The 24,238-nt window shown below is 68.4% G+C and carries 18 protein-coding genes; 5 read left to right on the top strand and 13 right to left on the bottom strand.

Features of this window, described 5'->3' with window-relative positions:
* Window positions 1–2: 2 nt before the first annotated feature.
* The 12 genes from ACFYNU_RS16525 to ACFYNU_RS16580 form a co-directional block, all read right to left on the bottom strand.
* Entirely contained in the window at window positions 3–1,115 is a 1,113-nt protein-coding gene (locus ACFYNU_RS16525) for a dipeptide ABC transporter ATP-binding protein (protein ID WP_356595829.1), read from the bottom strand.
* Window positions 1,105–2,082, bottom strand: coding sequence for an ABC transporter ATP-binding protein (locus tag ACFYNU_RS16530; protein WP_356595827.1), 978 nt, complete (start codon window positions 2,080–2,082; stop codon window positions 1,105–1,107). Before ACFYNU_RS16530 ends, ACFYNU_RS16525 begins: the two co-directional genes overlap by 11 nt.
* Window positions 2,083–2,093: 11 nt before the next feature.
* Window positions 2,094–3,074, bottom strand: coding sequence for an ABC transporter permease (locus ACFYNU_RS16535; protein ID WP_356595825.1), 981 nt, complete (start codon window positions 3,072–3,074; stop codon window positions 2,094–2,096).
* Window positions 3,067–3,990 carry an ABC transporter permease gene (locus ACFYNU_RS16540; RefSeq protein WP_356595823.1) on the bottom strand — a complete coding sequence of 308 codons (924 nt, stop codon included), beginning with the start codon at window positions 3,988–3,990 and terminating at the stop codon, window positions 3,067–3,069. The genes ACFYNU_RS16535 and ACFYNU_RS16540 overlap by 8 nt, the downstream gene beginning before the upstream one ends.
* Window positions 3,991–4,086: 96 nt before the next feature.
* Entirely contained in the window at window positions 4,087–5,724 is a 1,638-nt protein-coding gene (locus tag ACFYNU_RS16545) for an ABC transporter substrate-binding protein (RefSeq protein ID WP_356595821.1), read from the bottom strand.
* Between the two features lie 203 nt (window positions 5,725–5,927).
* Window positions 5,928–7,091, bottom strand: coding sequence for a dipeptide ABC transporter ATP-binding protein (locus tag ACFYNU_RS16550; protein WP_356595819.1), 1,164 nt, complete (start codon window positions 7,089–7,091; stop codon window positions 5,928–5,930).
* Window positions 7,084–8,142 carry an ABC transporter ATP-binding protein gene (locus ACFYNU_RS16555; RefSeq protein WP_356595817.1) on the bottom strand — a complete coding sequence of 353 codons (1,059 nt, stop codon included), beginning with the start codon at window positions 8,140–8,142 and terminating at the stop codon, window positions 7,084–7,086. Before ACFYNU_RS16555 ends, ACFYNU_RS16550 begins: the two co-directional genes overlap by 8 nt.
* An 11-nt stretch (window positions 8,143–8,153) precedes the next feature.
* Window positions 8,154–9,122: an ABC transporter permease gene (locus ACFYNU_RS16560; RefSeq protein ID WP_356595815.1), complete on the bottom strand. Its 969-nt coding sequence runs from the start codon at window positions 9,120–9,122 to the stop codon at window positions 8,154–8,156.
* Window positions 9,115–10,041, bottom strand: a complete 927-nt coding sequence (locus tag ACFYNU_RS16565) for an ABC transporter permease (RefSeq protein WP_356595813.1) — start codon at window positions 10,039–10,041, stop codon at window positions 9,115–9,117. Before ACFYNU_RS16565 ends, ACFYNU_RS16560 begins: the two co-directional genes overlap by 8 nt.
* Window positions 10,042–10,192: 151 nt before the next feature.
* Window positions 10,193–11,836, bottom strand: coding sequence for an ABC transporter substrate-binding protein (locus ACFYNU_RS16570; protein ID WP_356595811.1), 1,644 nt, complete (start codon window positions 11,834–11,836; stop codon window positions 10,193–10,195).
* 488 nt (window positions 11,837–12,324) lie between these two features.
* Entirely contained in the window at window positions 12,325–14,211 is a 1,887-nt protein-coding gene (gene typA, locus ACFYNU_RS16575) for a translational GTPase TypA (protein ID WP_356595809.1), read from the bottom strand.
* A gap of 297 nt (window positions 14,212–14,508) precedes the next feature.
* Complete coding sequence (locus ACFYNU_RS16580; protein ID WP_356595807.1) at window positions 14,509–17,046, bottom strand: ABC transporter family substrate-binding protein; 2,538 nt, start codon at window positions 17,044–17,046, stop codon at window positions 14,509–14,511.
* A gap of 321 nt (window positions 17,047–17,367) precedes the next feature.
* On the opposite strand from ACFYNU_RS16580, the gene ACFYNU_RS16585 reads away from it, so the two are divergent.
* From ACFYNU_RS16585 to ACFYNU_RS16600, 4 genes are all read left to right on the top strand, one after another.
* Window positions 17,368–17,607, top strand: a complete 240-nt coding sequence (locus ACFYNU_RS16585) for a hypothetical protein (protein WP_356595805.1) — start codon at window positions 17,368–17,370, stop codon at window positions 17,605–17,607.
* A 120-nt stretch (window positions 17,608–17,727) separates the two neighbouring features.
* The gene (locus tag ACFYNU_RS16590; protein WP_356595803.1) at window positions 17,728–18,549 is read left to right on the top strand and encodes a hypothetical protein; all 822 of its coding nucleotides are present in this window, start codon (window positions 17,728–17,730) and stop codon (window positions 18,547–18,549) included.
* A 21-nt stretch (window positions 18,550–18,570) separates the two neighbouring features.
* Window positions 18,571–20,496, top strand: coding sequence for a fumarate reductase/succinate dehydrogenase flavoprotein subunit (locus ACFYNU_RS16595; RefSeq protein ID WP_356595801.1), 1,926 nt, complete (start codon window positions 18,571–18,573; stop codon window positions 20,494–20,496).
* Window positions 20,493–21,371 (top strand): succinate dehydrogenase/fumarate reductase iron-sulfur subunit, encoded by an 879-nt coding sequence (locus tag ACFYNU_RS16600; RefSeq protein ID WP_356595799.1) that lies wholly within the window; start codon window positions 20,493–20,495, stop codon window positions 21,369–21,371. Before ACFYNU_RS16595 ends, ACFYNU_RS16600 begins: the two co-directional genes overlap by 4 nt.
* Window positions 21,372–21,446: 75 nt before the next feature.
* Here the strand turns inward: ACFYNU_RS16600 and ACFYNU_RS16605 are convergent, their stop codons facing one another.
* Window positions 21,447–22,385, bottom strand: a complete 939-nt coding sequence (locus tag ACFYNU_RS16605) for a TetR/AcrR family transcriptional regulator C-terminal domain-containing protein (protein ID WP_356595797.1) — start codon at window positions 22,383–22,385, stop codon at window positions 21,447–21,449.
* A 117-nt stretch (window positions 22,386–22,502) separates the two neighbouring features.
* Here ACFYNU_RS16605 and ACFYNU_RS16610 point away from each other — a divergent pair, with 117 nt between their 5' ends.
* Window positions 22,503–24,146 carry an MFS transporter gene (locus tag ACFYNU_RS16610; RefSeq protein ID WP_356595795.1) on the top strand — a complete coding sequence of 548 codons (1,644 nt, stop codon included), beginning with the start codon at window positions 22,503–22,505 and terminating at the stop codon, window positions 24,144–24,146.
* The last annotated feature ends 92 nt before the right edge of the window (window positions 24,147–24,238 follow it).

Below are 24,238 nucleotides of genomic sequence, written 5' to 3' on the forward strand. Positions count from 1 at the left end.
AATCACCTCTCATTGTCCGGATCCGGACCTTGCTCCCCGCCCTCACCACCCGGCCCGCGCGTCTCTCCGGGCCGGGCCGCACTCGCCACCACCTGCCGTTCCTCGGCGAAGTGGCAGGCCGAGTCGTGCTCCGCGGGCCCCTCCGTCCCCCGGAAGACCGCGGGCACGGCGAGCAGCGGCACCTCCAGCGCGCACCGCTCCTGCGCCTTCCAGCAGCGCGTACGGAACCGGCAGCCGGACGGCGGATGCGCCGGTGAGGGCACCTCGCCGGTCAGGATGATCCGCTCACGGCCCTCGCGGGCCGCCGGGTCGGGCACCGGCACGGCGGAGAGCAGCGCCTGGGTGTACGGATGGGTGGGGTGGTCGTAGATCTGGGTGTCGGTGCCGATCTCGATGATCCGCCCCAGATACATCACCCCGACGCGGTCGGAGATGTGCCGGACGATCGACAGGTCGTGCGCGATGAAGACGTAGCTGAGGTCGAACTCGTTCTGGAGGCGTTCCATCAGATTGATGACCTGAGCCTGCACGGACACGTCGAGGGCCGAGACCGGTTCGTCGGCGACGATGATCTCGGGCCGCAGGGCCAGCCCGCGGGCGATGCCGATGCGCTGGCGCTGGCCGCCGGAGAACTGGTGCGGATAGCGGTTGATGTACTCGGGGTTGAGCCCGACCACGTCGAGCAGGTCCTGCACCTTGCCCCGCCGGTCCCCCTTCGGCGCCACCTCGGGGTGGATGTCGAAGGGCTCACCGATGATGTCGCCGACGGTCATGCGCGGGTTCAGCGAGGTGTACGGGTCCTGGAAGACCATCTGGATGTTCCGGCGGACCGCCTTCAGCGCCCGCCCCGACAGCCGCGTGATGTCCTCGCCCTTGTAGCGGATCTCGCCGGACGTCGGGCGCTCCAGATTGACGAGCATCCGCGCCACGGTCGACTTGCCGCAGCCGGACTCGCCGACGACGCCCAGGGTCTCGCCGGCCGCCAGTTGGAAGGAGACGCCGTCGACCGCCTTGACCGCCCCGATCTGCCTCTTGAAGAGGATGCCCCGGGTCAGCGGGTAGTGCTTGACCAGATCGCGCACTTCCAGAATGGGCTCAGCGGACTCAGACGTCATCGAGAGTCTCCCTCCAGAAGAAGCAGGCGCTGCGCCGTGTCTCGTCGACCTCGAAGAGCGGTGGCACCTCCGTACGGCAGATGTCCTGCGCCCGTGGGCAGCGCGGGTTGAAGGCGCAGCCGGCCGGGATCTTGAGCAGGTTGGGCGGCAGGCCCTTGATCGCGTACAGGTCCCGGCCCTTCTGGTCGAGCCGGGGGATCGAGTCGAGCAGTCCTCGGGTGTAGGGGTGGGCGGGGGCCTTGTAGATGTCGTGGACGGGGGCGGACTCGACGATGCGGCCCGCGTACATGACGGCGATCTTGTCCGCGACGTCGGCGACGACGCCGAGGTCGTGGGTGATCAGGATCAGCCCCATGTTCAGCTCGCGTCTGAGGTCCGCCAGCAACTCCATGACCTGGGCCTGCACGGTCACGTCGAGCGCGGTCGTCGGCTCGTCCGCGATGATCAGCGACGGTTCGAGGGCCATCGCCATGGCGATCATGATGCGCTGGCGCATACCGCCGGAGAACTGGTGCGGATAGTCGTTGACCCGCTCCTTGGCCGCCGGGATCCGTACCCGGTCCATGAGTTCGACGGCCTTCGCCCGCGCGTCCTTGCGGGACATGCCCCGGTGGACGACGAACATCTCGCCGAGCTGCGCGCCCACGCTCAGCACGGGGTTGAGCGAGGAGAGGGCGTCCTGGAAGATCATCGCCATGTCGGCGCCGCGGATCTTCCGCCGCTGGTCCTCCTTGGTCTTGAGCAGGTCCTGGCCCTTGAACAGCACCTCACCGCCCACGATCTTGCCTGGCGGGACGTCCAGGATGCCCATGATCGCCTGCGCGGTGACGGACTTGCCGGAGCCCGACTCGCCGAGCACGGCGAGGGTCTGACCCGCGTCGACCGAGTAGCTGACCCCGTTGACCGCCTTCGCGACACCGTCGCGGGTGTGGAACTCCACGTGCAGATCGCGCACTTCGAGCAACATGGACCGGCTCCTCAGCGCAGCTTGGGATCGAGGGCGTCGCGCACCGCGTCGCCGAGCATGATGAAGGCGAGCACGGTGATGGCCAGGGCGCCGGCCGGCCAGAGCAGCATGTGCGGCGCGTTGCGGATGAACTTCGAGGCGTCGGAGATGTCGATGCCCCAGGACACGGAGGGCGGTTTGAGGCCCACGCCGAGGTAGGACAGCGTCGCCTCCAGCGCGATGTACGTGCCGAGGGCGATGGTCGCCACCACGATCACCGGCGCGATGGCGTTGGGCAGCACATGGCGCAGCATCATCCGCGAGTTGGAGGCGCCGAGCGCGCGCGCCGCCTGGACGAAGTCGTTCTGTTTGATGGTGATGACGGAGCCGCGGGCGATCCGGGAGATCTGCGGCCAGCCGAGCAGCACCATGAAGCCGATGACGGGCCAGACGGTGGAGCTGGTGACCACGGAGAGCAGGACGAGACCGCCGAGGACCACCGGGATGCCGAAGAAGATGTCGGTGACGCGGGAGAGGATCGCGTCCCAGAAGCCGCCGAAGAAGCCGGCGAGGCCGCCGAGCGCGGTCCCGACGATCGCGACGCCGAGGGTGGCGCAGACGCCGACGGTGACCGAGGCACGGGCGCCGTAGACGGTACGGGTGTAGACGTCGCAGCCCTGGGAGGTGAAGCCGAAGGGGTGGCCGGGCTGGGAGCCCTCCTGGGCCTTGGAGAGGTTGCAGGAGAGCGGGTTGCCGGAGGCGATCGCCTGGGGCCAGATCGCGATGAACACCAGGAAGAGGATGATCAGGCCCGAGATGATGAAGACGGGGTTGCGGCGCAGGTCGCGCCAGGCGTCGGACCAGAGGCTGCGGGCCTTCTCGTCGGGCCCCTTGCCGTTGCCCTGGTCGAGTCCTTCGAGGCCGGCGCCGTCGCTGGTGGCGAGATCCATCGTGCCGCCGGTGCCGGTCGGGGCGATGGCTCCCTCGTCCTTCGGGGGCTGGGGCTCAGGCATAGCGGATCCTCGGGTCGAGTACGGCGTACAGAAGGTCGACCAGCAGGTTCGCGAGCAGGAAGATGATGACGAGGATCGTCACGAAGCCGACGACGGTCTGGGTGTTCTGGCGCAGGATGCCCTGGTAGAGCTGGTAGCCGACGCCGTGGATGTTGAAGATCCGCTCGGTGACGATCGCGCCGCCCATCAGGGCGCCGATGTCGGTGCCGATGAAGGTGATCACCGGGATCAGTGAGTTGCGCAGCAGATGCCGGGTGATCACGCGGTGCCGGGGCAGGCCCTTGGCGATGGCGGTACGGACGTAGTCGGAGCGGTTGTTCTCGGCGATGGAGGTCCGGGTGAGCCGGGTGACGTACGCCAGTGAGACGGAGGCCAGTACGAGGCCCGGCACGATCAGTTCGCCGAGCGGGGCGGCCGTCGAGACCGACGGCGAGATGATGTTCCACTTCACGCCGAGCAGCAGCTGGACGATCAGGCCGGTCACGAACGTCGGTACGGAGATGACGACCAGGGTCAGCAGCAGGACACCGCTGTCGACGGGCCGGCCGCGCCGCAGCCCGGTGATCACACCGAGCGCGATGCCGATGATGATCTCGAAGACGATCGCGACGATCGTCAGCCGGATGGTGATCGGGAAGGCCGTGCCCATCAGCTCGGTGACCTTCTGGCCGTTGAAGGCCGTACCGAAGTCACCGGTGAAGACGTGCCCCATGTAGGTGGCGTACTGCTGCCACACGGGCTTGTCGAGACCGAACTGGCTGCGCAGCTGCGCCGCGGTCGCCGGGTCGCACTGACGCTCGCCGCAGAGACCCGCGATGGGGTCGCCCATCACGTTGACCATGAGGAAGATCAGCAGCGTGGCACCGATGAAGACGGGGATCATCTGGAGCAGACGCCGGATCACATAACGTCCCATGAAGGGCTCCGGGGGTCGTGGTCGCCTGGTCGTGGCGGGGGAAGACGCCCGGCCCGGCGCGTGGGGGGTGTGCGCCGGGCCGGAGGTCCTCCGGCGTCAGCTGACCTTGATCTCGTTGTAGACGGGGACGCTGAAGGGGTTCAGCGCGACGTTGCTCAACCGCTCCGAGTAGCCGGCGCTGCCGTTCTGGTACCAGAGCGGGATCGCGGCCATGTTGTCCCGTACGACACCCTCGGCCTGCTGGAACTTCTTGATCGCGGTCTGGGTGTCGGTCTCGGCGTTGGCCTCGTTGACGAGCTTGTCGAACTGGTCGTTGGTCCACTTGCCGTCGTTGGACGAGGCGTTGGTGAAGTACAGCGGCTGGAGGAAGTTCTGGATCAGCGGGTAGTCCATCTGCCAGCCGGCCCGGAACGGGCCGGGCATCTTCTGCTGGGTGATCTGGCTGCGGAAGTCCGCGAAGGTGCCGATGGGCCGGCCCACGCACGCCCGGTCGTTGCCCAGGGTGTTGTTGATGCTGTTGCAGACGGCGTCGATCCAATCCTTGTGGGAGCCGGTGTCCGCGTTGTACGAGAGCTGGATCCGGCCGCCGGGGAGGCCGCCGCCGTCGGCGATCATCTTCTTCGCGGCGGCGGGGTCGTAGTCGCACGCCTTGCCGCAGAGACCGGCCTGGTAGCCGCCGGACTTGCCGAGCACCGGGGAGGTCCAGTCGGTGGCGGGGGTGCGGGTCTTCTGGAAGATCGTCTCGGTGATCTGCTTGCGGTTGATCGCCATCGAGAGACCGGTGCGGACCTTCACGGCGTCCGGGGTGTTCCAGGCCTTGTCGTAGTACGGGAAGGCGAGGGTCTGGATGATGCCCGCGGGGGTGTTGATGTAGCGCGATCCCAGGTCGGCGGGCGCGTTCTTGAGCTGGGAGGCCGGGACGTCGTCGACGAGGTCGAGATTGCCCGCCGTCAGGTCCGTGTAGGCGGTGTTGTTGTCGGTGTAGACCTTCAGGTCCACTCCGCCGTTCTGCGCCTTGTCCGGGCCCGGGTACTTGTCCCACTTGCGCAGGGACATCTGCGAGCCCTTGGTGTACGAGTCGATGCTGTACGGCCCGTTGCCGACCGGCTTGGCGAGCCAGCCCGCGTGGTCCTTGAAGAACGCGGAGGGCAGGGGCGCGAACGCGGCGTATCCGAGGGTGTCCGGCCAGGTGGAGAACTTCTGGGAGAGCTTGACGGTGAAGGTCTGGGGGCCGGTGACCTTGAGGCCGGACAGGGTGGTGGCGGTGGGCTTGCCCGAGTCGGGGTGGACGGCCGTGTAGCCGTCGATCTGGCCGAAGAAGTAGGCGTTGCGCTGGTTGTTCGTGAGGTTCGCGCCGTAGTTCCAGGCGTCCACGAACGACTTCGCGGTGACCTTCTCGCCGTTGCTGAAGGTCCAGCCGTTCTTCACGGTGATGGTGAAGTTCGTCGAGTCCTTCGTGTCGATCTTCTCGGCGAGCATGTTCTCGGCCTTGGCGGTCTTCGGGTTGTACCGCTTCAGCCCCCGGAAGACCATGTCGAGGACCTTGCCGCCCTGGACCTCGTTGGTGTTGGCGGGCTCCAGCGGGTTCTGCGGGTCTCCCCAGGACGAGCTGAGCACTCCGTCCGCGCCACCCCCGCCGCCGCTGCCGCTCCCTCCGCCGCCGCCGCAGGCGGTCGCCGTGAGGGCGACGGCGAGCGCACCTGCGGCCCACTTGGCGTGCGTGGCTCCGCGCATGGAGTTCCTCCTGAGTCCTGACTGTCACTTAGGCCCAAATATCACTCCGTTTCAGATAATGCGCATGTGGGGGGCACCCGTGCGGGGCAAGGCAGGGCCTGTCGTCCGGGTCGGGCCGGATGGCGTCCGGCCGGCCGCCCCGGGCATGACGGAGGCCCGGACCGCGTACGGCCCGGGCCTCTCGTCGTTCACGTGATCACACCTCAGACGGCGTGGATGACGTTCTTCTCCTCGGCGAAGTGGCAGGCCGACTCGTGCGCCGCCGGGGTGGTCGAGGTGACGAAGCGCTCGGGGATCGCCAGCAGCGGGACCTCCTGGGCGCACTTGTCCTCGGCCTTCCAGCAGCGCGTACGGAACCGGCAGCCGGACGGCGGGTTCGCCGGGGACGGTACGTCGCCGGAGAGGATGATCCGCTCGCGGCCGGTACGGGCCTCCGGGTCGGGCACCGGGACCGCCGACAGCAGCGCCTGGGTGTAGGGGTGCGTCGGGTGGTCGTAGATCTGGGTGTCCGTACCGATCTCGGCCATCTTGCCGAGGTACATGACACCGACCCGGTCGGAGATGTGCCGGACGATCGACAGGTCGTGCGCGATGAAGATGTAGGACAGGTTGAACTCGTCCTGGAGCTTCTCCATCAGGTTGATGACCTGCGCCTGCACGGACACGTCCAGCGCCGAGACGGGCTCGTCGCAGATGATGACCTCGGGGTTGAGCGCGAGGCCGCGGGCGATGCCGATGCGCTGGCGCTGGCCGCCGGAGAACTGGTGCGGGTACCGGTTGATGTACTCCGGGTTCAGTCCCACGACGTCGAGCAGGTCCTGCACCTTGCCCCGCCGGTCACCCTTCGGCGCCACCTCGGGGTGGATGTCGAAGGGCTCACCGATGATGTCGCCGACGGTCATACGCGGATTCAGCGAGGTGTACGGGTCCTGGAAGACCATCTGGATGTTCCGGCGGACGGCCTTGAGCGCCCGCCCGGACAGCCGGGTGATGTCCTGGCCCTTGTAGAAGACCTCGCCCGCGGTCGCCGTCTCCAGCGTCATCAGCAGCCGGGCGACCGTGGACTTGCCACAGCCCGACTCGCCGACGATGCCGAGCGTCTCGCCCTGGTAGAGGTCGAAGGAGATCCCGTCCACGGCCTTGACCGCGCCGACCTGGCGCTTGAAGAGGATGCCCTGGGTCAGCGGGAAGTGCTTGACCAGATTGCGGACCTGGAGGATCGGCTCCCCGCGCTCCGCCGGCGCCTCGATGGCGGCGACCGCCGCCGACTCGGTGGGGGCGTCGACCTCCGCCACCTCGGTGACGTTGGGGGTGACGACCTCGGCCGGTACGGCCGGGTTCCCGTCCTTCTTGCTGGGCTCAGCCATGGATCGTCTCCTTCCAGAAGTGGCACGCGCTGCCGCGGCCCGGCAGCTCGGTGCCGTCCTGCTCGGTCACCGGGTCGAGGGCCGGGACATCCGTACGGCAGATGTCCTGCGCCTTCGGGCAGCGCGGGTTGAAGGCGCAGCCGGCCGGGATCTTGAGCAGGTTGGGCGGCAGGCCCTTGATCGCGTAGAGCTCCTGCCCCTTCTGGTCGAGCCGCGGGATGGAGTCGAGCAGACCGCGCGTGTACGGGTGCGCCGGGCGCTTGTACAGCTCGTGCACCGGTGCGGTCTCCACGATCCGGCCCGCGTACATGACCGCGATCTTGTCCGCGACGTCGGCGACGACGCCGAGGTCGTGGGTGATCAGGATCAGACCCATGTTGAACTCGCGCTGGAGATCCGCGAGCAGGTCCATGACCTGGGCCTGGACGGTCACGTCGAGCGCGGTCGTCGGCTCGTCCGCGATGATCAGGTCGGGCTCCAGGGCGAGCGCCATCGCGATCATGATGCGCTGGCGCATACCGCCGGAGAACTGGTGCGGGTAGTCGTTGACCCGCGCCTTCGCCGCCGGGATGTTGACCCGCTCCATCAGTTCGACGGCCTTGGCCTTGGCGGCCTTGCGGGACAGTCCCTCGTGGACCCGGTACATCTCGCCGAGCTGGTAGCCCACCGAGAGCACGGGGTTGAGCGAGGAGAGCGCGTCCTGGAAGATCATCGCGATCTTCCGGCCACGGATCTTCCGCCGCTCCTCGTAGCTCATGGTGAGCATGTCCTGCCCGCGGTACAGGATCTGGCCCTGTGGGATGGAGCCGGGCGGCATGTCGAGAATGCCCATGATCGCCTGCGCGGTCACGGACTTGCCGGAGCCTGACTCACCGAGCACGGCCAGCGTCTCGCCGGACGCCACGCTGTAGTTGACACCGTTGACGGCCTTGGCGACACCGTCCCGGGTGTGGAACTCCACGTGGAGGTCGCGTACTTCGAGCAGTGGGGTGGTGTCCGAGCCGCCCGATCGGGGCGTCGGGACACTTGAGGTTTCTTCGATGATGGTCACGTACGCCCTCCTCAGCGCAGCTTCGGGTCGAGGGCGTCGCGGACGGCGTCACCCAGCATGATGAACGCGAAGACCGTGAGGCTCAGCATTCCGGCCGGGAAGAACAGGGCGTGCGGGTTGTCCCTGATGTCCTTGCTGCCCTGGGCGATGTCGATGCCCCAGGAGATGGTCGGGTCGGCGAGGCCGAGACCCAGGAACGACAGGGTCGCCTCGGCCGAGATGTAGCCGCCCAGCGCGATCGTGGCGACGACGATGGTCGGCGCCATGGCGTTCGGCAGGACGTGGCGGAAGAGGATCCGCCGGGTGCCCGCGCCGAGGGCGCGCGCGGCCGTCACGTAGTCCGCCTGCTTCGCGGTGATCACCGACGAGCGCATCACACGGCAGATCGACGTCCAGCCCAGGAAGGCGAGGGCGAAGATCACGACGTACACCTTGCGCTCGGTGAAGGCGTTCAGGACGACCATCGCGCCGAGCAGGAAGGGGATGCCGAAGAAGATGTCGGTGATGCGGGAGATGATCGAGTCCAGCCAGCCGCCGAAGTAGCCGGCCAGCATGCCGAGCAGTCCGCCGATGATCGTCACCGCGGCGGTGACGCCCACGCCCACCAGGATCGAGGCGCGGGTCCCGTAGACGACACGCGCGTAGATCGAACGGCCCTGGCCGTCGTAGCCGAACCAGTCGGGCTGGAAGAAGCTGCCCAGCTCCGGCTTGGTCAGGAAGTGGTTGGTGAGGTCGCCGTCGCGCGGGTCGACGCTGGTGAACAGCCCCGGGAAGGCGGCGACGACTATCAGGAAGAGCAGCAGGATCGAGGAGATCCAGAACATCGGGCGGTGCCGCAGGTCGTACCAGGCGTCGCCCCACAGACTGCGGGGCTTGCCCTGGGACTTGTGGCCGTCGGCCACGCTCTCGGGGGCGCCGGCCGCCGGCGGCGCGATGGCGTCGGTGGTCGCGTCGGTCTTGGTCTTGATCACGTCAGGCATACCGGATCCTCGGGTCCAGGACCGCGTACAGCAGGTCGACGACCAGGTTGATCAGAAGGATGATGAGCACGAAGACCGTGACCACGCCGACGATCGTCGAGCCCTCACGGCCTTGGAGTGCCTTGAAGAGCAGGTTGCCGACACCCTGGACGTTGAAGATGCCCTCGGTGATGACCGCGCCGCCGATGAAACCGCCGACGTCGGTGCCGAGGAAGGTGACGACCGGGATGAGCGAGTTGCGCAGCAGGTGGACGCCGACGATGCGGCGCCGGGGCAGGCCCTTGGCCATCGCGGTACGCATGTAGTCGGCGCGCAGATTCTCCGCGAACGTCGTACGGGTCAGCCGTGCCACGTACGCCATCGACAGCATCGCCAGGACGAAGCCTGGCAGGAACAGCTGGGCGTAGTCCGTGGAGTCCTGCACATTGGGCGCGACCCACCCCAGTTCGTCGGCGAGGACGAAGCGTGCCAGGAAGCCGAGCACGAACACCGGGATCGAGATGACGATGAGCGTGAAGATCAGGACGCCGGTGTCGACGGCCTTGCCGGCCTTCAGGCCCGCCCAGGCGCCGAGGCCGATACCGATGATGATCTCGATGATCAGGGCCACCATGGTGAGCCGGAGCGTCACCGGGAATGCCTCGGACATCTCGTCCGCGACCTCACGGCCGCCGAACGTCTCGCCGAAGTCTCCCTGGAGGAGCCCCCACATGTAGTCCACGTACTGCTTCCACAGGGGCTGGTCGAGCCCGAAGTCAGCACGTAGCGCGGCGACCTGTGCGGGGTCCGCCGCCTTGTCACCCCACATCGCCCGGATCGGGTCACCGGGAAGGATGTGGACCATAAGGAAAATAATCAGAGTGGTCCCGATGAACACCGGGATCATCTGGAGCAGTCGCCTGGCGACGTAACGCCCCATCATGCCTCCATGCCGTGAGGGGTCGGCGATGGCCTACGTAGTTTTCTCCGCCACGGGGTATGGGGTGGAGTCTCCCGGGGCCTCGGCCTTGGCCGGGCCGGTGCCGCCGCTCCCCCTGGAGCGGCGGCACCGGCTTACGGGTCCCGCTTGCCTACTTCTTCGACTTCACCTGAACCTCGGTGAAGATGGGGTCGCCGTCCTGGCCGTAGACGATCTTGCCGAATACGTTCCGGGACTGACCCGAGTTGTTCTTGTAGAACCACAGCGGGATGGCAGGCATGTCGGCCTTCAGGAGCTGCTCGGCCTCCTGGTACATCTTCACCGTCTCTTCGAGCGTCGGCGCCTGGTCCGCCTTGGCGGACAGCTCGTCGAACTCCTTGTTGGAGTAGCCCGAGGTGTTACCGGCGGCGGTGGTGCCGTACAGGTCGCGCATGAAGTTCGAGTTGACCGGGTAGTCGAGCACCCAGCCACCGCGGTACATGGACTTGACCTGCTTGTTGTCACGCGCGTCCAGGTCGGCCTGGAAGTCCGGCTTCGAGTCGCCGGTGCACTCGACACCGACGCTCTTGCGGATGCTGTTGCAGACCGCGTCGACCCAGGGCTTGTGGTCCTGGTCGGCGTTGAACTGGATGGTGATCTTGTTGCCGGGGACGCCGCCACCCTCGGTGATGAGCTTCTTGGCGCCGGCCGGGTCGAACTTCGTGACGTCACCGAGGGCGCCGGCCTTGTAGCCGAGCACGCCGCGGGCGACGTAGGAGTCCGCGGGGGACCGGGTGCCGTGCAGCACGGTCTTGGTGATCGTGTCACGGTCGATCGCCATGGACAGACCCTGGACGACCTTGGGGTCGATGTCCTTGAACTGGTCCGTGTAGAACGCCGGGACGATCGACTGGACGGCCGAGTACTCCTGGTCGATCGCGCGGTCGCCCAGGTCGTCCTTGTAGCTCGTGAGAGCCGTGGTCGGGACCTGCTCGATCCAGTCGAGGTTGTCCGACCGCAGGTCCGAGTAGGCGGAGTCGGCGGTGGTGTAGTTCTTGAAGTCGATGCCACCGTTCTTGGCCTTGTTGGGCCCGGTGTAGTCCTCGAACTTACGGACCTTGATCAGCTTCTTGTGGTCCCAGGAGACGAACTTGTAGGGGCCGTTGCCGATCGGCTTCTCGCCGGCCGCCTTCGGGTCCTTGAAGAACGATTCGGGGAGCGGGGCCCACACGTCGTAACCGAGCTTGTACGCGAAGTACGAGACCGAGCTGGTCAGCGTGATCGTGAAGGTGTTCTCGTCGACCACCTTCAGACCGGACATCTCCTCGGCCTTCGGGTCACCCTTCTCGGGGTGGACGTCCGCGTAGCCCTTGATGTCCTGGAACCAGCTGGAGTTGGTCTGGTTGTTCTTGACGTTGGCCGACCAGTTCCACGCGTTGACGTAGGACTCGGCGGTGACCGGGGTGCCGTCGTGGAACTTCCAGCCGGGCTTGAGCTTGACGGTCCAGACGGACGAGTCGTCGTTCGGGGTGACCGACTCGGCGTTGACGTTCTTGAGCTCGCCGGTGCCGGGCTCGTAGTCGACGAGACCGGAGAAGATGGTCTTCAGGACACGGCTGCCCTGGCTCTCCTTGGCGTTGGCCGGCTGGAGCGGGTTCTGCGGCTCGCTCAGCTGTGCGGTCAGAATGCCATTCGGGTCGGCCTTCCCCGCCTTCATGTCGTCGCCGCTGTCGCTGTCGCCGCCGCCGCAGGCGGTCGCAGCCAGGGCGATAACTATCGCGCCCGCGACCCACTTGGCGCTCTTGGCACCGCGCATGGGTTCCTCCTCATGAGTCCACTTGTCACAACAAGATGGGCACTGATCGTTACGCCGACACCCCTGACGGCGGTCGATCAGTGCTCCGAGTGTGTGCTCGTGAGTCGGCGCTCCCCACAGCGCATGACCCATTGACCCGAGCTCAATGCAGCCAACTATTAAGTACGCCCGACCGGTAAACCACACCTACAGCGTCTCGTTTTGACAACATCGACCCACTACCTACGCCCGAAATCCGGACAAAGTAAGCACAGACAGACACCCGCGAAACGGACTGTTAACGCAGCTTCCGGTGAGCGATAACCGGTATCCGGACGTTTCGGCGGGGAAAACGAGTTGACAGACACCCCGTGCTCGGGCAAAACACCTTACTGTCCGGGCGCCCCGCGGGGGACAGGGCTCCGGCCCGGCACCTCGCGGGGCCGGGCCGGACAGACGTACACCTGGCGGTGCGTCAGCACATGGCGGACGCGCCGCAGCCGGGTGCGTCAGCGCTTGGCGCGAGAGGCCGCGCGGCCACGCTCCTTCTGGTCCAGGACGACCTTGCGGATACGGACCGTCTCCGGGGTCACCTCGATGCACTCGTCGTCGCGGCAGAACTCCAGGGACTGCTCCAGCGAGAGCCTGCGCGGCGGCACCACGTTCTCCGTGGTGTCGGCGGAGGCCGCGCGCATGTTGGTGAGCTTCTTCTCCTTGGTGATGTTCACGTCCATGTCGTCGGCGCGTGAGTTCTCACCGATGATCATGCCCTCGTACACCTCGGTGCCCGGCTCGGTGAAGATGACACCGCGCTCCTGGAGGTTGACCATCGCGAACGGGGTCACCGAGCCCGAACGGTCCGCGACCAGCGAGCCGTTGTTACGGGTCCGCAGCTCGCCGAACCACGGCTCGTGCCCCTCGAAGATCGAGTGCGCGATACCGGTGCCGCGGGTCTGGGTCAGGAACTCCGTACGGAAGCCGATGAGGCCGCGGGACGGCACGATCCACTCCATCCGGATCCAGCCGGACCCGTGGTTGGTCATCGTCTCCATCCGGCCCTTGCGGGTCGCCATCAGCTGCGTGATCGCGCCCAGGTGCTCCTCGGGGCAGTCGATCGTCATGCGCTCGATCGGCTCGTGCAGCTTGCCGTCGACGTCCTTGGTGACGACCTCGGGCTTCCCGACGGTCAGCTCGAAGCCCTCGCGGCGCATCTGCTCGACCAGGATGGCCAGCGCCAGCTCGCCGCGGCCCTGCACCTCCCAGGCGTCGGGACGCTCGGTGTCCAGGACCCGCAGCGAGACGTTACCGATCAGCTCGCGGTCCAGCCGGTCCTTCACCTGGCGGGCGGTGACCTTGTGGCCCTTGCCGCCCTTGCCGACGAGCGGCGAGGTGTTCGTACCGATGGTCATCGAGATGGCCGGCTCGTCCACCGTGATCAGCGGCAGCGCGATCGGGTTCTCCAGATCGGCCAGGGTCTCGCCGATCATGATGTCCGGGATACCGGCGATGGCGCAGATGTCGCCCGGACCGGCCTTCTCGGCCGGCTTGCGGGTGAGCGCCTCCGTCATCAGCAGCTCGGTGATGCGGACGTTGGACATCGTGCCGTCACGCTTGATCCACGTGACGGTCTGGCCCTTCTTCAGCTCGCCCTGCTCGACGCGGCAGAGCGCGATACGGCCGAGGAAGTTGTCGGCGTCCAGGTTGGTGACATGGGCCTGGAGCGGCGCGTCCTCGTCGTACACCGGGGCCGGGACGGAGCCCAGGATGGTGGTGAAGAACGGCTCCAGATTGGTGCTGTCGGCCGGGACCGTGCCGTCCTCCGGCTTGGTCAGCGAGGCCACGCCGTCCCGCGCGCAGGCGTAGACGATCGGGAACTCGATCTGGTCCTCGTCCGCGTCCAGGTCGAGGAAGAGGTCGTACGTCTCGTCCACGACCTCGGCGATACGGGCGTCGGGCCGGTCCGTCTTGTTGATGCACAGGATGACCGGCAGCTTGGCCGACAGCGCCTTGCGCAGCACGAAACGGGTCTGCGGCAGCGGGCCCTCGGAGGCGTCGACGAGGAGGACGACCGCGTCGACCATCGACAGGCCGCGTTCGACCTCACCGCCGAAGTCGGCGTGGCCGGGGGTGTCGATGATGTTGATCGTGACCAGGTTCGGGATGTCACCCGTACCACCCTCCTTGGGGTGGTACTTCACCGCCGTGTTCTTGGCGAGGATCGTGATGCCCTTCTCACGCTCCAGGTCGTTCGAGTCCATCATCCGGTCGTCGAGGTGCTCGGCGGCGTGCGCGGCGAAGGCGCCGGCCTGCTTCAGCATGGCGTCGACCAGAGTGGTCTTGCCATGGTCGACGTGGGCGACGATGGCGACGTTACGGATGTCGTGGCGCGTGGGCATGCTGGCTGGCGCTTCTCTCGATCGTGGGATGCGGCGTTGTTTTCCTCGTACGCCTGCCGGGCGGACACGCCACGGCCTACCCCATCGTACGGGGCTGGCGCTGCGGGGGCTTCCGGGCCCGATCCGATAAGAGGCGGGGGTCGTTCGGGTGTTGCTGCGGGGTGTGGAGATCGCCCGGGTCAAGGGGTCGACACGATCTTGCCCGCCGGTGGGCCCGGCGGGCAAGTGAATCGTCCAGCTTTCAGGGTCTGACCTGGTATTTCTCTCCGTTTCTTCTTCTGCGCTACCGCTGTCCTTCTACTGCTCGTCGCTTTCCCCGGTGTTTTCCCGCGCGCTTTCGCCGGCGCTCGCCTTCGGGCTCGCGCTCGCGTTCCCGGCCGCGCTTTCCTTCGGGCTTTCCTTGGCACCCGGGGACTTCTGCGGGTGTTCCGGGCCGTTCTTCGCGGGGTCCTTGAAGCCGATGTCCTCGTAGCGCGGGGCGGCGAAGGCGAAGGCACCGGCGTTGGCCACGGCGGGCTTGGCCGCCACGAGCTGGGGGCGCTGGTAGAGGGGGATGGACCCGGCCGCCGCCCAGATGCGGGCGTCGGCCCGCCGGAGCAGATCGCGGGCCGCCTTCTCGTCCAGCTCGGAGGCCGCCTGGTCGAAGAGCTGGTTGATGTGGTCCGTACCGACGCGGGTGTAGTTCTGCTCCACCAGCAGCGAGCCGTCGGACGCGGGGACGGGCTTGGCGTAGATCGGCCGGCCGTCGGTCGCCGGGTAGGCGGTCGCGGGCCAGGAGTAGAGGGCGAGGTCGTAGTCGCCCGACGCGACGTGGTCCTTGAAGTAGTTGGCGTCGGCGACCTTGGTGATCTCCGTACGGATGCCGATGCGGTCGAGCATGCGCGCGATCTTCTCGCCGACGGTGCGCAGCTGCTCGGAGCCGGGGCCGGAGGGGAGGACGAAGCGGAGGGTGAGCGGCTTGCCGTCCTTGCCGAGCGGGCCGGGCAGAGGCGAGGCGGAAGCGGAGGCCGGCGCGGACGAGGTGGTGGCGGGGGACGCCGACTCCGAGGCCGGTGCCGCCGTGCCGCGCGGGGCGTACGCGCCGGCCATGCCGCCCGGCTGCCGGTCCTGGGCGTTGACGTCCGCGTCGTCCAGCCACCGGGCCTGGCCGACGGCGGCCGGGGCGATGACGCGTGTGCCGCTCTCGGAGAGCGGGGCGCCGCGGCCGGGCTTGTTGTCACCGACGATGTACGCGCCCTCGTCCGAGGCGCGGTCGGAGTCCGAAGCGGAACCGGAATCCGAGTCCTTCGCGTCGGCCTCCTTGTCCTTCTTCTCTTCCTTCGTGTCCTTCTCTTCCTTCGTGTCCTTCTCGCTCTTCTCGGTCTTGTCCTTCTTCTTGTCGGCGTCGGCGTCGGCCTCGCTGCCGGCCTTCGTCCCGTCGTCCTTCTTCAGGGCGCCGCCCGGCGTCCAGCCCGCGTCGGCGAGGAGCGCCTGCGCCTCGCGTGTGTTCTGGTCCCCGAGCGCGTCGCTGCTGTCGGCGTACGCGTGCTGTCCGGCCAGCGCCAGATGGCTGCCGGGCGGGTTCGCCGGCAGGCCGAGCGGCTTCAGTACGGCCTCGGCCAGCTTCTTCCGGTCGAGCGCGCGGGCCACCGCCCGCCGTACCCGCTCGTCGGCCAGCGGTCCGGTCTCCCCGTTGAGCGCCAGCTGCGTGAAGGCGGGCTCCAGAGACTTCCGTACGACATAGCCGCCGAGGCCCTTCTGCTCCTTGGCGTACTTCGCGAGGGCCCTGGTCGACTTCTCGCGGGACTCCCGCGCGGCCTCGGCCTTCTCCTCGTCGGAGCCGTTCTCCTCGGCCCAGGAGCGCATCGCCGACGCGGCGGCGGTCTCGGCGCCCGGACCCCGCGCGCCGGCCTCGGGCCCGACGCCCGACTGCGGTCCCGCCCCGGAGCCGCGCTTGCCGTCACGCGCCTGAAGGATCCGCTGTGCCACCGGGCTGTCGATCTCGGCCAGGTCGAGCGTGCCGGCGGCGAGCGCGGCGGCGCGCTTGTCGCGCGGTACGGCGCTGAGGACGATCGTGTCGAGCTTCGGCCGCGCGCCCCACCAGCGCGGGTTGCGGACGAGGGTGATCTCGCGGTCCGCGCGGTCCATCTCCTTGAGCTGGAAGGGCCCGGCCGTGGCCTTGAGCTTGGCGCGGGCGCCGTCGTTGAACGAGTTCGGCGCCCCCATCACGTCCTTCGGGTACAGCGGACTGAAGAGGGCGCGCCAGTCGGCGTACGGCTTGTTGAAGGTGACCCGGACCTCAAGGTCGTTCGCGCCGCGCTCGATCTTCTGGATGCGCTCGTAACCGGCGTTGCGCGCGGTCCAGTACGCGGAGTCCTTGCCGCTCAGCGCGCGCCACTGGGCCACGAAGTCGGGGGCGCCGAGTTCGCGTCCGTCGCTCCACACCGCCTGCTGGTTGAGCTTGTAGAGCACGACCTGCTTGGGCTCGCGCTCGACGATCTTCGCGGACTCCAGATAGTCCGGGTTGCGCTGCGGACGGCCGGTCTTGTCGAGCGTGAAGAGGGCGGGCAGTACGGCCCCGGCGATACGCGACGTCGAGGCGTCGGCGTCCGCCTGGAAGGCGTTGAGGGTCGTCGGCACGGTGTCCACGGCCCAGCGCAGCGTCCCCCCGTCGGCGATCCGGTCCCGTGCCGCCGACCCGACGTCCTGGGCGGCGGCCGGGGCCTTGCTCCGCTCGTCGCTGTCCGAGGTGCACGCGGCGAGCAGGGGCAGGGCGAGCACACCGGAGGTGAGTAGTGCGACGGAGCGGATGGTCCGGGAGCATGTCCTCCCGCGTGGGGCGCCGACCTGGGACATGGCTTCTACCTCTTCGTCCTGTTTGTGGAATTTAGAGATGATCACACCTATTGCCCGCCCACTGAAGAGGACCGATTCCCGCCGATCGCGGCGACACGGCGGCCGAAGGCGCGAAGCCCACCCGAACGGCCCAGCCAGGAACGGGACACAGGGCCGTCGGAGGGGCGAAAATAACGGTGCGCGACATCAACGACGCGGAGCGCACGGCTCACGTATGCGCCGGGAATCCCTGCACGTCCCTTCACAAGCGGGGATGTGACAAGCGACACTCGCAGGCGCGTTACCGATGGCATCGCTCCCCTGCGGAAGTGAGGGCACGTCATGTCCCAGCCGGAAGATCTGACAGCAGTCCACCGTCGTATCGATGAGCTCGTCCAACGCGTCGCGGACCTGGAGCAGACGGTCGACCGACTGAAGGAAGCCGTACCGGTCGCACCGTCCAGGCCCGCGTCCCAGGACCGCCCGGAAGTGGTCACCATCCCCGACGCGCCGTACAACGCGGCGCTGTGGACGGACTCCGACGACGAGGGGCTCGGCCTGCGGAACCGGCGCGCCCCCTAGGCCCCAGGGCCCTTGGTCGGTCGGCCCATTGGCCTCTTCGCCTCTTGGCCTCTTCAGCCTCTTGGCCGGGGCAGACGACCCCCCACCCGATTCCCACTCCATCTCCATACGGAGTCTTCGTTGGCAACAGGCACGGAACGACCCCAACTGAATACGGGCGTGCACGACACCTCGCGTGCCGCCATCACCGCCCGCCATCTGCGGACGGACCGCTGGTGGCTGGCGCCCGCCGCCACGGCGGCCGGACTGCTCGCCTTCATCGTCTACTCGACGTGGCGCGCGTTCGGGAACGCCCACTACTACGCGGCGCCCTACGTCTCCCCGTTCTACTCGCCCTGTCTGGCGGAGAACTGCGAGCCGATGAAAGGCGGCCCCAACCTGGAGATCTTCGGCGGCTGGTGGGGCATCTCCCCCGCGCTGATCATCCTGATCTTCCCGCTGGGCTTCCGGATGACCTGCTACTACTACCGCAAGGCGTACTACCGGAGCTTCTGGGCCTCCCCGCCCGCCTGCGCCGTCGCCGAACCGCACAAGAAGTACAGCGGCGAGACCCGCTTCCCGCTGATCCTCCAGAACATCCACCGGTACTTCTTCTACGCGGCCGTGCTGGTGGCGGTCATCCTCACCTACGACACGGTGCTCGCCTTCCGGAACTCGGACTACGAGTGGGGCCACATGGGCCTCGGCACGATCCTGATGGTCATCAACATCGTGCTGATCTGGGCGTACACCGTCTCCTGCCACTCCTGCCGCCATGTCATGGGCGGCAAGCTGAAGCACTTCTCCAAACATCCGGTGCGCTACCGGCTGTGGGGCTGGGTCGGGAAGCTGAATCACCGTCATATGCAGCTCGCCTGGGCCTCTTTGATCAGCGTCGCCCTCGCCGACTTCTATGTGTATCTGCTCGCCAGCGGGGTCTTCGACGATCCGCGCCTCTTTTAGTCCTAGGGAGAGCCTTCAGCAATGACGCAACTCGAACGCGAGCAGTGGGACGTCGTGGTGGTGGGCGCGGGCGGAGCAGGTCTGCGAGCCGCCATCGAGGCGCGGGAGCGTGGCGCCCGTACCGCTGTCATCTGCAAGTCGCTCTTCGGCAAGGCCCATACCGTGATGGCGGAGGGCGGGATCGCCGCCTCCATGGGCAATGTCAACTCCGGGGACAACTGGCAGGTCCACTTCCGCGACACCATGCGCGGCGGGAAGTTCCTCAACCAGTGGCGGATGGCGGAGCTGCACGCACAGGAAGCGCCGGACCGGGTCTGGGAGCTGGAGACCTGGGGCGCGCTCTTCGACCGCACGGCGGACGGGAAGATCTCCCAGCGCAACTTCGGCGGGCACGAGTATCCACGTCTCGCGCACGTCGGCGACCGGACCGGCCTGGAGCTGATCCGTACGCTCCAGCAGAAGATCGTCGCCCTCCAGCAGGAGGACTTCCGCGAATTCGGTGACTACGAGGCCCGGTTGAAGGTCTTCCAGGAGTGCACCGTCACCTCCGTACTGAAGGACGGCGACCAGGTCGCCGGCACCTTCTGCTACGAGCGCGAGTCCGGGCGCTTCTTCGTCCTCGAGGCGCCCGCCGTCGTCCTCGCGACCGGCGGCATCGGCAAGTCCTTCAAGGTGACCTCCAACTCGTGGGAGTACACGGGCGACGGGCACGCGCTGGCGCTGCTCGCCGGTGCCCCGCTGCTGAACATGGAGTTCGTGCAGTTCCACCCGACGGGCATGGTCTGGCCGCCGTCGGTGAAGGGGATCCTCGTCACCGAGTCGGTGCGCGGCGACGGCGGAGTGCTGCGCAACTCCGAGGGCAAACGGTTCATGTTCGACTACATCCCGGACGTCTTCAAGGAGAAGTACGCGGAGTCCGAGGAGGAGGGCGACCGCTGGTACGAGGACCCGGACAACAACCGGCGCCCGCCCGAACTGCTGCCCCGTGACGAGGTGGCCCGCGCCATCAACTCCGAGGTCAAGGCCGGCCGGGGCACACCGCACGGCGGCGTGTATCTGGACGTGTCCACGCGCATGCCGGCCGAGGTGATCAAGCGCCGACTGCCCTCGATGTACCACCAGTTCAAGGAACTGGCGGACGTCGACATCACGGCGGAGGCCATGGAGGTCGGCCCCACCTGTCACTACGTGATGGGCGGCATCGCCGTCGACTCGGAGACCGCCGCCGCTCCCGGGGTGCGGGGTCTGTACGCGGCCGGCGAGGTCGCCGGCGGTATGCACGGCTCCAACCGGCTCGGCGGCAACTCGCTCTCCGACCTGCTGGTCTTCGGCCGGCGGGCGGGACTGCACGCGGCCGAGTACGCGGCGGGGCTCGACGCCCGGCCGGCCGTCGACGAGAGCCAGATCGACGCGGCTGCCGCCGAGGCGCTGCGGCCGTTCGGCGCCGAGGAGCCGGCAGGCGGGGGCGCGCCGGAGAACCCGTACAGCGTCCATCAGGAGCTCCAGCAGACCATGAACGACCTCGTCGGCATCATCAGGCGCGAGGGCGAGATGGCGCAGGCGCTGGAGAGGCTGGGCGAACTGCGCCGGCGCGCGGCACGGGCCGGGGTGGAGGGCCACCGGCAGTTCAACCCCGGCTGGCACCTCGCGATCGACCTCCGGAACATGCTGCTGGTCAGCGAGTGCATCGCCCTGTCGGCGCTGGAGCGCACGGAGAGCCGTGGCGGTCATACCCGCGAGGACTGGCCCGGCATGGATCTCGACTGGCGGCGGGTCAATCTGCACTGCGCGCTGACCGACTCGGCGCGGGACCCGTCGGCGGACCCCGCGCTCGGCCGGATCAGCCTCTCCAGGAAGACGACCGAGCCCATCCGTCCCGACCTGCTCGACCTCTTCGACAAGGAAGAGCTGGTCAAGTACCTCGCCGAAGAGGAGCTCCACGAGTGAGTGCCAGTACGACTCCGACTCAGCGCACATCCGGCTCGTCCCCCGCGGGCGGCGAGGACGTCGCGTCCACCGCGCCCGCGCCCGCGGCCTCCGCCGTCTCGTCCTCGTCGTACGAGGCCAAGTTCAGAGTCTGGCGGGGCGACGCGGAGGGCGGCGATCTGAAGGACTTCGCCGTCGAGGTGAACGAGGGCGAGGTCGTCCTCGACATCATCCACCGCCTCCAGGCGACACAGGCGTCCGACCTGGCGGTGCGCTGGAACTGCAAGGCGGGCAAGTGCGGTTCGTGCAGTGCGGAGATCAACGGCCGGCCGCGGCTGCTCTGCATGACGCGGATGTCCACCTTCACCCGCGAGGAGACGATCACCGTCACCCCGCTGCGTGCGTTCCCGGTCGTCCGGGACCTGGTGACGAACGTGAACTTCAACTACCAGAAGGCGCGGGAGGTACCGGCGTTCGTGCCGCCGCCCGGGGTCGCGGCGGGCGAGTACCGGATGCAGCAGGTCGACGTGGAACGCTCGCAGGAGTTCCGCAAGTGCATCGAGTGCTTCCTGTGCCAGGACACCTGCCATGTGGTGCGTGACCACGAGGAGAACAAGACCTCGTTCGCCGGACCGCGCTTCCTGATGCGGGTCGCGGAGCTGGACATGCACCCGCTGGACGCCGCCGAGGAGACCGGCCTGGACCGGCAGACGACCGCCCAGGACGAACACGGTCTGGGCTACTGCAACATCACCAAGTGCTGCACGGAGGTCTGTCCCGAAGGGATCAAGATCACCGACAACGCGCTGATCCCGCTGAAGGAGCGGGTGGCGGACAAGAAGTACGACCCGCTGGTCTGGCTGGGCAACAAGATCCGGCGCCGTACGACCAGTTGAGCGCGGCACGTCGCTTCGCGGGCGCCGGACGGGTTAGTTCCGCCCGGCGCCCGCGGGGGGGCTGTCGGCTCTCGTTTACGGCTCGCGCGAGCGCTCGACCAGTGACTCGACACCGTCCAGCATCCGTTCGAGTCCGAACTCGAAGAGCACACCGAGTTCGAGGTCGAACTCCTCGTCCCCGAAGAGCGTCGACAGGACCGGATACGCCCCGGCGAGCTGGATCGAGTCCATGCGCGACTCATTGGCCGCCAGCCATTCGTCGGCCGTCATTCCCGTGTCCTGCCGCGCCTGCGACTCCAACTCGACGGCCATCGCGACGCCTTGGGCGTAACCCATCAGGGCGAGATGGGTGTGGATCATCTCGTACGGCTTGAGCCCGAGCCCCCGCAGCGTCCTCAGCGTCCGCTCCGTGTAACTCATCGCGTGCGGGGACGCCATCGGCCGGGTCAGCCCCGCCATGGCACGGGCCAGCCATGGATGGCGCTCGTACCGGGTCCACAGCCACCGGATCTCCCGTGCCAGCCTCGGCCGCCAGCCGGCCGGCTCGGGGCCGGACGGGGCGCCGCTGAAGACCGACTCGGACATCAGACGCACCAGTTCGCCCTTGCTGGGGACATGGCGGTACAGCGCCATCGTCGACATACCGAACTCCGTCGCCACGCGCCGCATCGTGAGCGCGCCCAGGCCCTCGGCGTCGGCGAGCGCGATGGCGGCGCGCACGACGCGCTCACGGCTCAGGCCCTCGCCGCGCACCGCGCCCCGGCCGCCGGGGCCACGGCCCCGGTCGGGCTCCGCGACCACCGTGCCGACGCCGGGCACGGCGCGTACGAGACCTTCCTGGTTGAGCGCGGCGAGCGCCTTGGTCGCGGTCGCCATCGCGACGCCCCACTCCTCGGTGATACGGCGGGTGGAGGGCACGCGGTCGCCGGGCGCGAGGTCCCCGGAGGCGATACGGCGCCGCAGCTCGGCGGCGATGCGCAGATAGGGCGGGAGGTTGGGCGGATCGACGGTCACGGGCCCTACCGTACTAGTGCGCTTGAGTCGCCAAGCCCCCCTGTGGACAGGGCATCAGGGCCGGTGCACTAGGGAGCTGTTTGCGCCGTACACGCGGGGCCCGTTTACGTACCCGCCATGGAGAACTCACACGCACCCGGGCCCGCCGGCCGACCCGCCGACCGAGCCGCGGGCCGACTCGCCGGTCGCAAGGAATGGATCGCCCTCGGCGTCCTGATGCTGCCGCTGCTGCTCGTCTCGATGGACATCTCGATCCTCTACTTCGCGATCCCCTACGTCAGCCAGGATCTGGAGCCCAGCGCCACCCAGCAGTTGTGGATCCTCGACATGTACGGCTTCGTACTCGCCGGGCTCCTCATCACCATGGGGGCGCTCGGCGACCGGATCGGCCGCCGCAAGCTGGTGCTGGCGGGCGCGGCGGTCTTCGGCGCGGCCTCGGTCGCCGCCGCGTACGCGCACTCGGCCGACTCGCTCATCGGCGTACGCGCGCTGCTCGGGCTCGGCGGCGCCGCGCTCATGCCGTCGACACTCGCGCTGATCCGCAATCTCTTCCACGACGCGAAGCAGCGCGGCCGGGCCGTGACGATCTGGACGGGAGTCATGACGACCGGGATCTCGCTCGGGCCGGTGGTCAGCGGGCTGCTGCTCGAACACTTCTGGTGGGGTTCGGTCTTTCTGATCAATCTGCCGGCGATGGTGCTCCTGCTGGTGCTGGTGCCGTTCCTGGTACCGGAGTCCAAGTCGGCGGGGCGGGCGCGTGAGCCGTTCGACCTGGTGAGCGCGGTCCTGTCGCTCGCCGCGCTGCTCACCTTCATCTACGGCGTCAAGGAGTGGGCCCGGCACGGGTTCGCGCCGGCGCCCGCCCTGGCCGTCGCGACGGGGCTGGTGCTGGGCCAGGTCTTCGTACGCCGCCAGAAGCGCGTCGCCCACCCGATGCTCGATCTCGGACTGCTGGGGCGACGGGCCTTCGGAGGGCCGGTGTTCGCGAATGTCCTCGCGATGTTCGCCACGGTGGGCATGGCGGTCTTCTTCACCCAGTACCTCCAGTCCGTGCGAGGGCTGAGCCCGTTCGAGGCCGCGCTGTGGAGCCTCGTACCGGCCTCGGGTGTGCTCGTGGCGGCGCCGGCGGCGGCGATCCTCGCGCAGCGCACCGACCGCGCGTACGTCATGGGCGGCGGCTTCGTCTTCGCTGCGGCCGGCTTCTTCTGGCTGACCCAGGTGCGGACGGACTCGGCACTCTGGTTCTGTCTGGTGGCCGGCGGCATCTATGTGGGAGGCCTCGTCGCCGCCATGACCCTCGCCAACGAACTCGCCCTCGGCGCCGCCCCGCCGGACCGCGCGGGCTCGGCCGCCGCCGTACTCGAATCCGGGCAGGAGCTGGGCGGGGCGCTGGGCATGGCCGTCCTCGGCTCGGTCGGAGCGGCGGTGTACAGCCGGGAGATGGCGGGCGCCCTGCCGGCCGACGCGGGCGCCGCGCTGCCGGGCGGGGTGGCCGACGCCGTACGGGAGACGCTGGGCGGGGCGGCGGCAGCCGCGGCCCGGCTGCCGGCGGAGACCGGCGCCGAGGTGCTGGCGACGGCACGGGACGCCTTCACGGACGGGATGGGGCTGGCGGCGGTCGGCGCGGGGGTCGTCATGCTGGGGGCGGCGGTCTTCTCGTTCGCGGCGCTGCGAGGCACGGCGGAGCGCGCGACCGGCCGGGCCGGGGACGCCTCCGAGGGGGGCGACCTTGCTCGTGCACAGAGCGGCGTCCTAGAGTGAATGCGCTTACACAACAGGTCCGACCAGTGGAACCGGGCCTGACGGAGAGCGATCGGTCAGAATAGCGAACGGTCGGAAACCAGCACGGCGAG

Source organism: Streptomyces sp. NPDC006643 (genome assembly GCF_042870175.1).
Lineage (GTDB): Bacteria > Actinomycetota > Actinomycetes > Streptomycetales > Streptomycetaceae > Streptomyces.